This is a genomic window from Pseudomonas sp. BMW13, from assembly GCF_013357275.1.
Taxonomy (GTDB): domain Bacteria; phylum Pseudomonadota; class Gammaproteobacteria; order Pseudomonadales; family Pseudomonadaceae; genus Aquipseudomonas; species Aquipseudomonas khazarica.
The window spans coordinates 34823-49535 of the sequence record NZ_SUKD01000012.1; the positions used below are offsets into that span (position 1 = coordinate 34823).

12 protein-coding genes and 1 riboswitch are annotated in these 14713 nt (G+C 66.4%); of the genes, 11 read left to right on the forward strand and 1 reads right to left on the reverse strand.

Annotated features, from left to right (window positions below; all coding sequences use genetic code 11):
- The first annotated feature begins 11 nt into the window (after positions 1 to 11).
- Both E4487_RS09305 and waaA read left to right on the forward strand, forming a co-directional pair.
- Complete coding sequence (locus E4487_RS09305; RefSeq protein WP_175253197.1) at positions 12 to 899, forward strand: LysR family transcriptional regulator; 888 nt, start codon at positions 12 to 14, stop codon at positions 897 to 899.
- Between the two features lie 43 nt (positions 900 to 942).
- Positions 943 to 2208: a lipid IV(A) 3-deoxy-D-manno-octulosonic acid transferase gene (waaA, locus tag E4487_RS09310; protein WP_175253198.1), complete on the forward strand. Its 1266-nt coding sequence runs from the start codon at positions 943 to 945 to the stop codon at positions 2206 to 2208.
- 91 nt (positions 2209 to 2299) lie between these two features.
- Here the strand turns inward: waaA and E4487_RS09315 are convergent, their stop codons facing one another.
- On the reverse strand, positions 2300 to 3742 hold the full coding sequence (locus E4487_RS09315; protein ID WP_175253199.1) for a TolC family outer membrane protein: 1443 nt from the start codon (positions 3740 to 3742) through the stop codon (positions 2300 to 2302).
- 220 nt (positions 3743 to 3962) lie between these two features.
- Positions 3963 to 4069: riboswitch (TPP riboswitch) on the forward strand.
- Between the two features lie 96 nt (positions 4070 to 4165).
- Here E4487_RS09315 and thiC point away from each other — a divergent pair.
- The 9 genes from thiC (at position 4166) to parC (ending at position 14560) form a co-directional block, all read left to right on the forward strand.
- A complete protein-coding gene (thiC, locus tag E4487_RS09320) occupies positions 4166 to 6049 on the forward strand; it encodes a phosphomethylpyrimidine synthase ThiC (RefSeq protein ID WP_150607873.1) in 1884 nt (627 codons plus the stop codon).
- 115 nt (positions 6050 to 6164) lie between these two features.
- Entirely contained in the window at positions 6165 to 6764 is a 600-nt protein-coding gene (locus tag E4487_RS09325; protein ID WP_037054869.1) for an NUDIX domain-containing protein, read from the forward strand.
- The gene (locus E4487_RS09330; protein WP_037054870.1) at positions 6755 to 7207 is read left to right on the forward strand and encodes a DUF1249 domain-containing protein; all 453 of its coding nucleotides are present in this window, start codon (positions 6755 to 6757) and stop codon (positions 7205 to 7207) included. Before E4487_RS09325 ends, E4487_RS09330 begins: the two co-directional genes overlap by 10 nt.
- A 146-nt stretch (positions 7208 to 7353) precedes the next feature.
- Entirely contained in the window at positions 7354 to 8169 is an 816-nt protein-coding gene (gene cpdA, locus E4487_RS09335) for a 3',5'-cyclic-AMP phosphodiesterase (RefSeq protein WP_037054872.1), read from the forward strand.
- Positions 8170 to 8273: 104 nt separating this feature from the next.
- Complete coding sequence (locus tag E4487_RS09340) at positions 8274 to 8885, forward strand: YqiA/YcfP family alpha/beta fold hydrolase (protein WP_175253200.1); 612 nt, start codon at positions 8274 to 8276, stop codon at positions 8883 to 8885.
- 15 nt (positions 8886 to 8900) lie between these two features.
- Complete coding sequence (gene parE, locus E4487_RS09345) at positions 8901 to 10799, forward strand: DNA topoisomerase IV subunit B (protein ID WP_037054875.1); 1899 nt, start codon at positions 8901 to 8903, stop codon at positions 10797 to 10799.
- Entirely contained in the window at positions 10799 to 11782 is a 984-nt protein-coding gene (locus E4487_RS09350; protein ID WP_175253201.1) for an esterase-like activity of phytase family protein, read from the forward strand. Before parE ends, E4487_RS09350 begins: the two co-directional genes overlap by 1 nt.
- A complete protein-coding gene (locus tag E4487_RS09355) occupies positions 11779 to 12303 on the forward strand; it encodes a TIGR02281 family clan AA aspartic protease (RefSeq protein WP_037054879.1) in 525 nt (174 codons plus the stop codon). The genes E4487_RS09350 and E4487_RS09355 overlap by 4 nt, the downstream gene beginning before the upstream one ends.
- A gap of 7 nt (positions 12304 to 12310) precedes the next feature.
- Entirely contained in the window at positions 12311 to 14560 is a 2250-nt protein-coding gene (gene parC, locus E4487_RS09360) for a DNA topoisomerase IV subunit A (protein WP_134676042.1), read from the forward strand.
- The last annotated feature ends 153 nt before the right edge of the window (positions 14561 to 14713 follow it).

The window sequence follows — 14713 nt, forward strand, 5'->3', positions numbered from 1 at the left end:
ATAGGTTGACCATGAACTGGAACCTCGACCAGCTCCATCTGTTCGTCCGCACGGCGGAAAGCCGCTCGTTCTCGGCGGTGGCACGGGAAACCGGGCGCGCCCAGTCCGCCGTGAGCACGGCGATCGCCCTGCTCGAAAGCGACCTCGGCGTGACCCTGTTCGAGCGCAGCAGCGGGCGGCAGCCACGCCTGACCAAGGCCGGCAGCGCCCTGCTGGAAGAGGCGCGCAGCGTGCTGCAGCAATGCGAGCGCCTGGATGCTCGCGCACTCGGCCTGGCCCAGGGGCAGGAGGCGCGCCTGCGCCTGGCACAGGACGAAGCCATGCCCTACCAACCGGTGCTGGCCAGCCTGGAGGCCCTGGCCGAGGCCTTCCCGCTACTGGAGGTACAGCTCGCCAGCGGCGCACAGGGCGACGTGGCGCGCAAGCTGCTGCAGCGTCAGGCGGACCTTGGCCTGCTGTTTCACCATGAGCAGATGCCACGCGAGCTGGAGAGTCAGCACCTGGGCAGCATCGAGATGGTCACCGTGTGCAGCCCGCACCACCCCCTGGCCAGGCTCGCCAGCGTGGAGCGCCGCGATCTCGCCGAGCATCGCCAGCTGCTGATGACGCCCCAGGACAGTCACTATCCCGGCGGCGAGCAGATCAGCCCGCTGGTATGGCGCGCCGACAGCTTCTACGCGATGGCCGAGCTGGTGGTTCGCGGCCTTGGCTGGGCCTGGCTGCCGCGTCACGTGGCGCAGTATCCGACCTACCAGGGCCACCTGCAGGAACTGCGCAGCGACTGGGCGCCGTTGCCATTGGTGGTGGAGCTGGTCCGCCGCCGCGACGGCGCGCTCGGCCCCACCGCCAACTGGCTGGCGGACTGCCTGGCACGCGAGCTGTTGCGCCCACCGGCATGATCGCCCTTCCAGCACCCGGCCGGCAGCGATAAGCTGCGCGCCCATGAACAGACACCTCTACACCCTGCTGCTGCACCTGGCCCTGCCACTGATCGCCCTGCGCCTGGCGCTGCGCGCACGCAAGGCGCCCGCCTACGCGCGCCGTATCAAGGAGCGTTTTTCCTTCGCCCTGCCGCCGCTGAAACCCGGCGGCATCTGGGTGCATGCCGTGTCGGTCGGTGAAAGCATCGCCGCCGCGCCGATGATCCGCGCCTTGCAGGCGCGTTACCCCGAGCTGCCGATCACCGTCACCTGCATGACCCCGACCGGCTCCGAACGCATCCAGGCCCTGTTCGGCGACAGCGTGCAGCACTGCTACCTGCCCTACGACCTGCCCTGGGCCGCCGCGCGCTTCCTCGACCGGGTCCGCCCGCGCCTGGCCGTGGTGATGGAAACCGAACTGTGGCCGAACCACATTCATCAGTGCGCCAGACGCGGCATCCCTGTGGCGCTGGCCAATGCGCGCCTGTCCGAGCGCTCGGCACGTGGCTATGCACGCTTTGGCAAACTCACCGCACCGATGCTCGCCGAACTGTCGCTGATCGCCGTGCAGACCCAGGCCGAAGCGCAACGTTTTCTCGACCTGGGCGCACGCCCTGACTGCGTGGAAGTGACCGGCTCGATCAAGTTCGACCTGAAGATCGACGCCGAGCTGCTGCAGCGTGCAGCCGAGCTGCGCCGCCAGTGGCAGGCCGAGCAACGCCCGGTGTGGATCGCCGCCAGTACCCATGCGGGCGAAGACGAGATCGTCCTCGCCGCCCATCGCCAATTGCTGGAGACGCGGCCGAACGCGCTGCTGATCCTGGTACCGCGCCACCCCGAGCGCTTCAACTCGGTCCATGAACTTTGCCTCAGCGATGGACTGACGACACGCCGCCGCGCCACGGGTGAAGCCGTGCAAACCGGCGACCAGGTGCTGCTCGGCGACACCATGGGTGAGCTGCTGTTTCTCTATGCGCTGGCGGACATCGCTTTCGTCGGCGGCAGCCTGGTGGCCAACGGCGGGCACAACCTGCTGGAACCCGCTGCGCTGGGCAAGCCGGTGCTGAGCGGCCCGCACCTGTTCAACTTCCTCGAGATCGCCGCGCAACTGCGCGCGGCCGGCGCGCTGAGCGAAGTGGCGAACGCCGCGCAACTGGCTGAGCGCACCGCCACGCTGCTGGACACTCCGGCCGAAGCCCAGCGCATGAGCACAGCCGGTCTGGCCGTGCTCAAGGCCAATCAGGGCGCCCTGGAGCGTCTGCTCGACGGCCTGCGCCGCCTGCTCTAGCCCATGCCGGTGGAGTGCAGGGCGCCGCGACGATAGCGCCGAAAACGAAAAAACCCGACTCAGGTCGGGCTTTTTCTTTGCTCACAACGGATCAGAAATCCTGATTGTTCTGCAGGCGCGCCTCGGCGGCAGTGGCCAGATCCGGCGGCAGGAAGTCCTTGTCCGGGTTGTAGTCCGGCTTGAGGAAGCTGCCCAGGGCATCCAGGTCGGCCGGGCTGAGGGTGCCGGCCGCCTGCTTCAGGCGCAGGTTGTTGAGGATGTAGTCGTAGCGCGCATCGTTGTAGTTGCGCACGGCGCTGTACAGCTGACGCTGGGCGTCGAGCACATCGACGATATTGCGGGTACCTACCTGGTAGCCGATCTCGGTGGCCTCCAGCGCACTCTGGTTGGAGATGATCGACTGGCGCCGCGCCTGCACGGTTTCCACGTCGGTGTTCACCGCACGGAACAGGTTGCGGGTGTTCTGCACCACCTGACGACGCAGGCTCTCGCGCAGTTGCTCGCTCTGCCCCAGACGCTGGTAAGCCTCGCGCACCTGCGAGCTGGTAAGGCCGCCGCTGTACAGCGGGATGTTCAGTTGCAGGCCGATGGAGCGCTGCGCAACGTCACCGCTGTAACGCGGCGCACCAAAGGTGCCCGAGTTGGTGAAGCCCAGGCTGTCGTTGTCGCCCTTCTGATAGCTGGCCACGGCATCCAGGGTCGGCGCATGGCCGGCCTTGCGCTGGCGCAGGTTTTCCTCGGCGGCCGTCACGGCGTACAGGCTGGCTTGCAGGTTGAGGTTCTGCGCGGCAGCGGTATCGACCCAGGACTTGGCGTCGTTCGGCGTCGGCGCCAGCACCGGCAGGGAGTGGACGATCCCCTCGACGGCGACATAGTCACGGTTGGTCAGCGCGATCAGCGCTTCGAAGGCGTCGTCCACCGCGCGCTCGGCGAGCAGGCGGTTGGCGCGGGCCGTGTCGAAACCGGCCTGCGCCTCGAGCACGTCGGTCTTGTCGGAGAGGCCGACGTCGAAACGCTCGTTGGCCTGGTCCAGCTGGCGCTTGAATGCCGCTTCCTCGGCCTTGGTCGAGGCCAGGTTGTCCTGGGCACGGAGCACGGCGAAGTAGGTCTCGGCGCTCTGCAGGATCAGGTTCTGCTCGGTGGCGGACAGCTCCAGGGCCGCCTGCTCGCTGGTGGCTTCTGCCGCCTGCAGCTGGAACCAGCGGTCGGCGCGGAACAGCGGCTGGCTGAGATTGGCCTGATAGACCAGGCCGCTGCGCGAGAGGGTGGCACTCGGCGAATCGACGTTCGTGCGCGTATCGCCATAGTTGGCACCGGCGGAGAGGTTGGGCAACAGGCCGGCCCTGGCCTGCGGCACCACTTCACGACGCGCCTGATAGTCGGCACGGGCGGCGGCGATATCGGCATTGTTCTTCGCGGCCTCCTGGTAAACGGTGACCAGGTCGGTCTTGCTGGCCAGCGGTGCCTCTTCGGCCTGAGCCAGGCCCACCGTCGCGGCGGCCACGGCGAGGGCCAGGGAAAGTCTGCGCAACATGAATGTCGATCCTTGAATAGGCGGTAATCGCCAAGGCTACGGGGCGCCGCGGGCGAGGGTCAAGCGCGCCATGGGCGTGAACAGTCTAGCTGGCGGCAAGCTATGTTGCTCGTCGGGAACAATCGGCCCGGCGCAGCGATGATGGTCCGTTTCCGACGCACGGGTCGAGTTTTTTTGACCTCCGGGTTGGTTTTATTCCATCAGCTTGATTAGACTGCCCGAGTTCTTGTCGGGGTGCCCCAAATGCGGGGCTGAGATTGGCAGCTGCCGGATCCCGTTGAACCTGATCAGGTTAAGGCCTGCGTAGGGAACAAGATGTCCTCGCCAGCGTCCGGCGAGTCCTCTCGACACCGCCTGTGGTGTATCTCGCGCCCCTCGTCCGCTCAGGTTCCAACTCCGACACCTATCCCGGAGAGAGCCTTGATGAGCACACAACAACAAAAGAACCTGAGTGAATCGGCACAGGTCGACCAGCAGTCGGTACAGCCCTTCCCCCGTTCGCAGAAAGTCTACGTCCAGGGCTCGCGCCCGGACATCCGCGTGCCAATGCGCGAGATCAGCCTGGACGTGACGCCGACCGATTTCGGTGGCGAGATCAACGCCCCGGTCACCGTCTATGACACCTCCGGCCCGTACACCGACCCGAACGTCAGCATCGACGTACGCAAGGGCCTGGCCGACGTGCGCAGCGCCTGGATCGAGGATCGCGGCGACACCGAGAAACTGCCCGGCCTCTCCTCCGAATTCGGCCAGCGCCGCCTCAACGACGCCGAACTCTCCGCCATGCGCTTCGCCCACGTGCGCAACCCGCGCCGGGCCAAGGCCGGCCACAACGTCAGCCAGATGCACTACGCCAAGCAGGGCATCATCACGCCCGAGATGGAGTACGTCGCCATCCGCGAGAACATGAAACTGGCCGAGGCACGCGAAGCCGGCCTGCTCGACGAGCAGCATGCCGGGCACAGCTTCGGTGCCAACATCCCGAAGGAGATCACCCCGGAGTTCGTGCGCAGCGAAGTCGCCCGCGGCCGCGCCATCATCCCGGCCAACATCAACCACGTGGAACTGGAGCCGATGATCATCGGCCGCAACTTCCTGGTGAAGATCAACGGCAACATCGGCAACAGCGCCCTGGGTTCCTCCATCGAGGAAGAAGTGGCCAAGCTGACCTGGGGCATTCGCTGGGGTTCGGACACCGTCATGGACCTGTCCACCGGCAAGCACATCCATGAAACCCGCGAGTGGATCATCCGCAACTCGCCGGTGCCGATCGGCACCGTACCGATCTACCAGGCCCTGGAAAAGGTCGGCGGCATCGCCGAGGACCTGACCTGGGAGCTGTTCCGCGACACTCTGATCGAACAGGCCGAGCAAGGCGTTGACTACTTCACCATCCACGCCGGCGTGCTGCTGCGCTACGTGCCGCTGACCGCCAAGCGGGTCACCGGCATCGTCAGCCGTGGCGGCTCGATCATGGCCAAGTGGTGCCTGGCGCATCACAAGGAGAACTTCCTCTACACCCACTTCGATGACATCTGCGAAATCATGAAGGCCTACGATGTGTCCTTCTCCCTGGGTGACGGCCTGCGTCCGGGTTCGATCGCCGATGCCAACGACGCCGCCCAGTTCGGTGAACTGGAAACCCTCGGCGAGCTGACCAAGATCGCCTGGAAGCACGATGTGCAGTGCATGATCGAAGGCCCCGGCCACGTGCCGATGCAGCTGATCAAGGAGAACATGGACAAGCAGCTGGAATGCTGCGACGAGGCGCCGTTCTACACCCTCGGCCCGCTGACCACCGACATCGCTCCGGGCTACGACCACATCACCAGCGGCATCGGCGCCGCGATGATCGGCTGGTTCGGCTGCGCCATGCTCTGCTACGTCACGCCCAAGGAGCACCTCGGCCTGCCGAACAAGGATGACGTCAAGACCGGCATCATCACCTACAAGATCGCAGCCCACGCCGCCGACCTGGCCAAGGGCCACCCCGGCGCGCAGATCCGCGACAACGCGCTGAGCAAGGCACGCTTCGAGTTCCGCTGGGAAGACCAGTTCAACCTCGGCCTGGACCCGGACACCGCCCGCGCCTTCCACGACGAGACCCTGCCCAAGGATTCGGCCAAGGTGGCGCACTTCTGCTCCATGTGCGGTCCGAAGTTCTGCTCGATGAAGATCACCCAGGAAGTCCGCGACTACGCCAAGGAACAGCGCATCAATGCCGTCGACCTGGACGCCGAGCAAGGCATGCAGGCCAAGGCCGAGGAGTTCAAGGCGCAGGGCAGCCAGCTCTACCAGCGCGTGTAGCAGGCCGTCATGGAAGCTTGATCTGGCGGCACTATGCTCGCTAGTGTGACGGGTAACGGGCCGCAGTCGGCGGACCACAGGTCTGCCGGGCCCGTTACGACCATCAGGAGTGTCCATGGACAAGAACGACATCGAAATCCTCGCGCGCGAGGCGTGCTTTCGCGGCTTCTACCGGCTCGACCGGATCAAGTTGCGCCACCGGCAATATGCCGGCGACATGGGCCCGCAACTGACCCGTGAGCTGTTCGTGCGCCACGACGCCGTCTGCGTGCTGCCCTACGACCCGCAACGCGACGAAGTGGTGCTGATCGAGCAGTTCCGTGTCGGCGCGATGGACAAGGCGGCCAACCCCTGGCTGCTGGAACTGGTCGCCGGCCTGATCGACAAGGACGAGGAGCCCGAGGAGGTCGCCCGGCGCGAAGCGGTCGAGGAAGCCGATCTGATGCTCGGCCCGCTGTGGCCGATCACCCAGTATTTCCCCTCGCCAGGCGGCTCCGACGAGTTCGTCCACCTGTTCCTCGGCCGTTGCGACAGCAGTGGCGCGGGCGGCGTACATGGTCTGCCCGAGGAAGGCGAGGACATCCGCGTGCACGTGCTGCCGCTGGAAGACGCCCTGGCTGCCGTGCGTGACGGGCGCATCAACAACGCGGCCAGCATCATCGCCCTGCAATGGCTGGCACTGAACCGCGACGAAGTACGAGGCATGTGGTCGTGAACCTGCTACGCGAGCGCTATCGGGTCGACCTGGTCGAGCTGCAGGCCGCTTGCGAGGCCAACTACGCCCGCCTGATGCGCCTGCTGCCGCGCATGCGCGAACAGAGCGAGAGCCGCCGTGTCGCCCTCAGCCAGGGCGAGCACCTGCTCGGCATCCTGGCGCTGGAGGTGCTGGAAAGCTGCCCCTACACCACGACGCTGCGCGTTCGCCAGGAGCACAGCCTGCCCTGGTTGCCCGTGCCACAGCTGGAAGTCAGGGTCTATCACGACGCGCGCATGGCCGAAGTGGTCGGCGCCGAGAATGCCCGCCGCCTGCACATTCGCTACCCCTACCCCAACGCGGCGATGCATCAACCGGATGAAAAGAGCCAGCTCAACCTGTTCCTCGGCGAATGGCTGAGCCACTGCCTGGCCTGCGGTCATGAACCCCAGCCGGTGATGTAGCCCCGCCCACCCGGCGATCAAGCTTTTCACTCCCTGGCCGATAGCGCGACGTTGTGCCAGTTTCTGTGATCTGTGTCCGCTTCCTGGGTTTTCCCTTTGCTGCGGCAGCCACCATAATTGCTCTGATTGAGCCCTAGGAGACGGTCTTGCCGAGCCTGCCCATCCCATCCGCTGATTCTTCGGTCCTGCTGGTGCAGTTGTCCGACAGTCACCTGTTCGCCGAAGCGAACGGCAAGCTGCTGGGCATGGATACCTGCGACAGCTTGCAACGCGTGATCGAGCAGGTGCAGCAGGAGCAGCCGCAGATCGACCTGATCCTGGCCACCGGCGATCTGTCGCAGGACGGCAGCGTGGCGTCCTACGAGCGTTTCCGGCAGCTCACCGCAGCGATCGGCGCGCCGTGCCGCTGGCTGGCTGGCAACCATGACGAAACCCCGCCCATGCAGGCCGTGTGCAAGGACAGCGAGCTGCTGCAGCCGGTGATCGACCTCGGCACCTGGCGCATCATCATGCTCGACTCGTCGATCCCCGGCGCCGTTCCCGGTTTTCTGGCCGACAGCCAGCTCGAACTGCTGCAGCGCGCCCTCGCCGAAGCGCCGCAACGCCACCACCTGATCTGCCTGCACCACCACCCGGTGGCCATCGGCTGCAAATGGATGGACCCCATCGGCCTGCGCAATCCCGATGCGCTGTTCGCCATCCTCGACCGCCACCCGCAGGCGCGCGCCGTGCTCTGGGGGCATATCCACCAGGAATTCGACCAGCCGCGCGGCAACCTGCGCCTGCTCGCCTCGCCGTCGACCTGCGTGCAGTTCGCCCCCGGCAGCGAGGAGTTCCAGGTCGGCAGCGAGGCCCCCGGCTATCGCTGGCTGCGCCTGCACGCCGATGGCACGCTGGACACCGGGATATCCCGCGTCACCGGCATCCACTTCGAAGTGGATTACAGCGTCAAGGGCTATTGAGCCAGCGGCAAGCGAGACGTGCAGCCCAACGGCCACCGCCCGGCTTTTTCTTGCAGCCTGCAGCTTGCAGCTTGTAACCGCTTTTTGTAGTAGCCTCCCGCTCCATGACTGCATCCATCCTCTATATCCACGGCCTGAACAGCTCGCCGGCCTCGCACAAGGCCAGCCAGCTGAGTTGCGCCATGGCCCGCCTGGGCCTGGACGACCGGCTGCGCGTGCCGGCGCTGCATCATCACCCGCGCCAGGCCATGGCCCAGTTGCAGGCGCTCGTCGCCGAACTGGGCGCCCCCGTGCTGGTGGGCAGCTCCCTGGGTGGCTACTACGCCACCTGCCTGGCCGAGCAGCATGGCCTCAAGGCACTGCTGATCAACCCGGCGGTACGGCCTCACCTGCGCTTCGACGGCTACCTCGGCCCGCAGAAGAACTACTACAGCGACGAGACCTGGGAGCTCACCGAGGATCACGTCGCGGCGCTGGCCGAATTCGAGGTCGCGCCCCCCGTCGATGCCGAGCGCTATCAGGTGTGGCTGCAGACCGCTGACGAAACCCTCGACTACCGCGACGCCGAGCGTTATTACCGCGCCGGCGCGCTGCGCATCCAGGCCGGTGGCGACCACGGTTTCCAGGGATTCGCCGAGCGTCTTCCGATACTCTTCGCTTTTGCCGGCATTGACGCCACACTCTGGCGCGATATCGACTTTTCCGCATTCAATTGATGAACAAGAGAGCCCATGGCCCAGCAGAACGCCTATAACGCCGATGCCATCGAAGTCCTTTCCGGCCTCGACCCGGTGCGCAAGCGCCCGGGCATGTACACCGACACCACGCGCCCCAACCACCTCGCCCAGGAAGTGATCGACAACAGCGTCGACGAAGCCTTGGCCGGTCACGCCAAGTCGATCCAGGTGATCCTGCACGAGGACAACTCGCTGGAAGTGCTCGACGACGGCCGCGGCATGCCGGTGGACATCCACCCGGAAGAAGGCGTTCCCGGCGTCGAGCTGATCCTCACCAAGCTGCACGCCGGCGGCAAGTTCAGCAACAAGAACTACCAGTTCTCCGGTGGTCTGCACGGCGTCGGCATCAGCGTGGTCAACGCCCTGTCGACGCGCGTGGTGGTGACCGTCAAGCGTGACGGTAGCGAGTACCAGATGAGCTTCGCCGACGGCTTCAAGGCCAGCGACCTGCAGGTGATCGGCAGCGTCGGCAAGCGCAACACCGGCACCAGCGTGCACTTCTGGCCGGACGCCAAGTACTTCGACTCCTTCAAGTTCTCGGTCAGCCGCCTCAAGCACGTGCTCAAGGCCAAGGCCGTGCTGTGCCCGGGACTGTCCGTCACCTTCGAGGACAAGGCCGCCGGCGACAAGGTCGAGTGGCACTACGAGGACGGCCTGCGCTCCTACCTGGTCGATGCCGTCAGCGAGTTCGAACGCCTGCCCGCCGAGCCCTTCTGCGGCACGCTGGCCGGCAACAAGGAAGCGGTGGACTGGGCCCTGCTGTGGCTGCCGGAAGGCGGCGACGCCGTGCAGGAAAGCTACGTCAACCTGATCCCCACCGCGCAGGGCGGCACCCACGTCAATGGCTTGCGCCAGGGCCTGCTGGACGCCATGCGCGAGTTCTGCGAGTTCCGCAACCTGCTGCCGCGCGGCGTCAAGCTGGCCCCGGAAGACGTCTGGGAACGCATCGCCTTCGTCCTGTCGATGAAGATGCAGGACGCCCAGTTCTCTGGCCAGACCAAGGAGCGCCTGTCCTCCCGTGAGGCCGCCGCCTTCGTCTCCGGCGTGGTCAAGGACGCTTTCAGCCTGTGGCTCAACGCCAACCCGGAAACCGGCCTGGCCCTGGCCGAACTGGCCATCAGCAATGCCGGCCGACGTCTCAAGGCGGGCAAGAAGGTCGAACGCAAGAAGATCACCCAGGGCCCGGCGCTGCCTGGCAAGCTGGCTGACTGCGCCGGGCAGAACCCGCTGCGCTGCGAACTGTTCCTGGTCGAGGGTGACTCCGCCGGCGGCAGCGCCAAGCAGGCGCGCGACAAGGAATTCCAGGCCATCATGCCGCTGCGCGGCAAGATCCTGAACACCTGGGAAGTCGATGGCAGCGAGGTGCTGGCCTCGCAGGAAGTGCATGACATCGCCGTGGCCATCGGTATCGATCCGGGCTCGAGCGATCTCTCCGGCCTGCGCTACGGCAAGATCTGCATCCTCGCCGACGCCGACTCTGACGGCCTGCACATCGCCACCCTGCTCTGCGCCCTGTTCGTGCGCCACTTCCGTACGCTGGTCGATGCCGGCCATGTCTACGTCGCCATGCCGCCGCTGTACCGCATCGACCTGGGCAAGGAGATCTTCTACGCCCTGGACGACGCCGAGCGCGACGGCATTCTCGACCGCCTGGTGGCCGAGAAGCGCCGCGGCAAGCCACAGGTCACGCGCTTCAAGGGCCTTGGTGAGATGAACCCGCCCCAGCTGCGCGAAACCACCATGGACCCGAACACCCGGCGTCTGGTGCAGCTGACCCTGGACGACTTCGAAGGCACCCGCGAAGTGATGGACATGCTCCTGGCCAAGAAACGCGCCGGCGACCGCAAGAGCTGGCTGGAAACCAAGGGCAACCTGGCCGAGGTTCTGGCTTGATGCGCCATCACCTCCTCGCACTCGGTCTGTTGGCCGGCGTGGCCAACGCCGAGCCGGTGCAGCTGGAAGAGCTGCAGCTGCAGCGCGAGTTCCCGGTAGCCGAGATGTCCGGCGGCCACCTGTCCGGCCTGGCGATGTGCGGTGAAGCCCTATGGGCGGTGTCCGACCGTGACGACGATCGCCTCTACCAGCTGCACCAGGAGGATGACCTGCTGCGTGCCGAGGCGGAGACCTTCGTCGCCCCCGAACCGCCGGAAAGCACCCTGCCCTGGGGCCTGCGCATGCGCAACTGGGCGGCCGGGCTGGTACGCGGCGGCAAGCTGGACTTCGAAGGCCTGTCCTGCGACACGCAGGGCAATCGCTACCTGATCAGCGAGACCCGCGCCGCCGTGCTGCAGGTCGCCAGCAATGGCAGCACCGAGTGGCTCAACCTGCCCGGCGCCGTGGTCCGCCAGGCCCGCGCCAGCGGCATGCTGCTGCATTTCAACCAGGGCTTCGAGGGCATTGCCGTCGACCCTGCCGGTGAACGCCTGTGGCTCGCTGCCGAACAGCGCCGTCGTGGCCTGGCCGTGCTGCATCGGCGTGGCAGCAGCTGGCGCTGCACGGGAGGCTGCGTGCTGACCAGCGAAGGCGGCGACGAGCCCTCGCCAGCCGCCCTGGGCGGGCAGATGGCCGCACGCGACTTCTCCGGGCTGGCCTACTTCGGCGAGAAACTCTTCACCCTCGAACGGCAGTCCCACCGCATCTGTCGGCGCGCGCTGGGCGACGGCGTGGCGGAGCTGTGCTGGTCGTTCGCCGACGAGGCCTTGCGCGAACCCCGTCGCTACGCCCAGGACTACGGCATGGCCGAAGCCCTGTGGATCGACAAGGAAGGCGCCTGGATCGGCCTCGACAATGGCGAACAGCCCCGTGGCGATGGCGAGCAACGCCCGATCGTCTGGCGCTTTGCCGCGCCCAGGGGCGGCTGGAGCCAGCGCTCGTGAGCGAGCAGGCGCCTGGCCGCCGCGCCGGACGGGTCATGCTGGTGCTCGCCTGGGGCGCCGGCCTGCTGCTGGCCACGCACTTCTTCGGCAACTGGGAAGACAGCCAGCGCAACCCGAACCAGACGCCACAGTCCGTGCATGGCAACGGCTTCGTCGAGGTCAGCCTGGCCAGCAGTCGCCAGGGCCACTACCTGGTGAACGGCGAGATCGACGGCCAGGAAGTGACCTTCCTGCTCGACACCGGCGCCACCGCCGTGGCCGTCCCCGAGGCCCTGGCGCGCAAGCTCGGCCTGAAGCGCGGCGCGCCGATCACCCTGAGTACCGCCAATGGCCGCAGCACGGGCCATCGCACACGCCTGGCGACCCTGCGCCTGGGCGATATCGAACTGCGCGACGTCGCGGCCCTGATCGCCCCCGGCATGGACGGCGACGAAGTGCTGCTGGGGATGAGCGCGCTGCAACAACTCGAATTCAGTCAGAAGGGCGGCACCCTGGTGCTGCGCCAATCAACCTTGCAATGAGGCCCGCATGAGCGAATCCCTCGATTTGAGCCTGGAAGGCGTGGAACGTCGGTCACTCGCCGACTTCACCGAGCAGGCCTATCTCAACTACTCCATGTACGTGATCATGGACCGCGCCCTGCCGCACATCGGAGACGGTCTCAAGCCCGTACAACGGCGTATCGTCTATGCCATGAGCGAACTGGGCCTGGACGCCGACGCCAAGCACAAGAAATCCGCGCGGACCGTCGGTGACGTGCTCGGCAAGTTCCACCCGCACGGCGACAGCGCCTGCTACGAAGCCATGGTGCTGATGGCGCAGCCGTTCAGCTACCGCTACACCCTGGTCGACGGCCAGGGCAACTGGGGCGCACCGGACGATCCCAAGTCCTTCGCCGCCATGCGCTACACCGAGGCGCGCCTGTCGCGCTACTCGGAAGTGCTGCTGGCCGAGCTTGGCCAGGGCACCGTCGACTGGGTACCGAACTTCGACGGCACCCTCAACGAGCCGGCGACACTGCCGGCACGCCTGCCCAACCTGCTGCTCAACGGCACCACCGGTATCGCCGTGGGCATGGCCACCGACGTGCCGCCGCACAACCTGCGGGAAGTCGCCGCCGCCTGCGTACGCCTGCTGGACGAGCCGGGCGCGACCGTCGAGCAGCTCTGCGAGCACATCCAGGGCCCGGACTTCCCCACCGAAGCGGAAGTCATCACGCCCAAGGCCGACCTGCTGAAGATCTACGAGAACGGTCGCGGCTCGGTGCGCATGCGCGCCGTGTATCGCGTCGAGGACGGCGACATCGTCGTCACCGCCCTGCCGCACCAGGTCTCCGGCTCCAAGGTACTGGAGCAGATCGCCGCGCAGATGCAGGCCAAGAAGCTGCCGATGGTCGCCGACCTGCGCGACGAGTCGGACCACGAGAACCCGACCCGCATCGTCATCATCCCGCGCTCCAACCGCGTCGACGTCGACGAGCTGATGACCCACCTGTTCGCCACCACCGACCTGGAGTCCAGCTACCGGGTCAACACCAACGTCATCGGCCTCGACGGCAAGCCGCAGGTCAAGGACCTGCGCACCCTGCTGCGCGAATGGCTGGAATACCGGGTCGGCACCGTGCGTCGCCGCCTGCAGTTCCGCCTGGACAAGGTGGAGAAGCGCCTGCATCTGTTGGAAGGCTTGCTGATCGCCTTCCTCAACCTCGACGAAGTGATCCGTATCATCCGCACCGAGGACCATCCCAAGCCGGTGCTGATGGAGACTTTCGGCCTCACCGACGTGCAGGCCGACTACATCCTCGACACCCGCCTGCGCCAACTGGCCCGCCTGGAAGAAATGAAGATCCGCGGCGAGCAGGACGAACTGGCCAGGGAGCGCGAGAAGCTGCTGGCCCTGCTCGGCAGCGAAGCCAAGCTGAAGAAGCTGGTGCGCAAGGAAATCATCGAGGACGCCGAGAAGTACGGCGACGACCGCCGCTCGCCGATCGTCGCGCGCGCCGAGGCCAAGGCCCTGTCGGAAACCGAGCTGATGCCGACCGAACCGGTCACCGTGGTGCTCTCGGAAAAAGGCTGGGTGCGTTGCGCCAAGGGGCACGACATCGATGCCACCGGCCTCTCCTACAAGGCCGGCGACGGCTTCAAGGCCGCCGCACCGGGGCGCTCCAACCAGTACGCGGTGTTCATCGACTCCACCGGGCGCAGCTACTCGCTGACCGCCCATTCGCTGCCCTCGGCACGTGGCCAGGGCGAACCGCTGACCGGCCGCCTGACCCCGCCACCGGGCGCCAGTTTCGAATGCGTGATGCTGCCGGAAGACAGCGCCCTGTACGTGATCGCCTCCGATGCCGGCTACGGCTTCGTGGTCAAGGGCGAGGACCTGCAGGCCAAGAACAAGGCCGGCAAGGCCCTGCTGACCCTGCCCAACGGCGCCAGGGTGGTACCGCCCAAGCCGGTGACGAACCTGGAGGACGACTGGCTGGCCGCAGTGACGACCGAAGGTCGCCTGCTGCTGTTCAAGGTTACCGACCTGCCGCAACTGGGCAAAGGCAAGGGCAACAAGATCATCGGTATCCCCGGCGAGCGCGTGGCCTCACGCGAGGAGTACCTGACCGATCTGGCCGTCCTGCCCAATGGCGCCAGTTTGGTTTTACAGGCCGGGAAGCGTACCCTGACACTCAAAGCCGACGATCTGGAACACTACAAGGGTGAGCGCGGCCGCCGTGGCAACAAGCTGCCTCGCGGCTTCCAGCGCGTCGACCAGCTCCTGGTGGAATAGCGTCGGCAGACATGCCGTCCATTCGTGATATCCGCGCTACCGGCAAGCGGCCAAGGCTGGAGTCGTAGCGCGGTTTGACGGATGATACGCGCCCTGGGTCATGCGCAAATGACCTCACCTGCATGATATGGGATCGATGTGCAGCTGCCCCAG

What these genes read in the sequence shown, in the direction of transcription:
- E4487_RS09305 (WP_175253197.1), top strand. Translation starts at nt 12, where the DNA reads ATGAACTGGAACCTCGACCAGCTCCATCTGTTCGTCCGCACGGCGGAA.
- waaA (WP_175253198.1), top strand. Translation starts at nt 943, where the DNA reads ATGAACAGACACCTCTACACCCTGCTGCTGCACCTGGCCCTGCCACTG.
- E4487_RS09315 (WP_175253199.1), bottom strand. Translation starts at nt 3,742, where the DNA reads ATGTTGCGCAGACTTTCCCTGGCCCTCGCCGTGGCCGCCGCGACGGTG.
- thiC (WP_150607873.1), top strand. Translation starts at nt 4,166, where the DNA reads ATGAGCACACAACAACAAAAGAACCTGAGTGAATCGGCACAGGTCGAC.
- E4487_RS09325 (WP_037054869.1), top strand. Translation starts at nt 6,165, where the DNA reads ATGGACAAGAACGACATCGAAATCCTCGCGCGCGAGGCGTGCTTTCGC.
- E4487_RS09340 (WP_175253200.1), top strand. Translation starts at nt 8,274, where the DNA reads ATGACTGCATCCATCCTCTATATCCACGGCCTGAACAGCTCGCCGGCC.
- parE (WP_037054875.1), top strand. Translation starts at nt 8,901, where the DNA reads ATGGCCCAGCAGAACGCCTATAACGCCGATGCCATCGAAGTCCTTTCC.
- E4487_RS09350 (WP_175253201.1), top strand. Translation starts at nt 10,799, where the DNA reads ATGCGCCATCACCTCCTCGCACTCGGTCTGTTGGCCGGCGTGGCCAAC.
- parC (WP_134676042.1), top strand. Translation starts at nt 12,311, where the DNA reads ATGAGCGAATCCCTCGATTTGAGCCTGGAAGGCGTGGAACGTCGGTCA.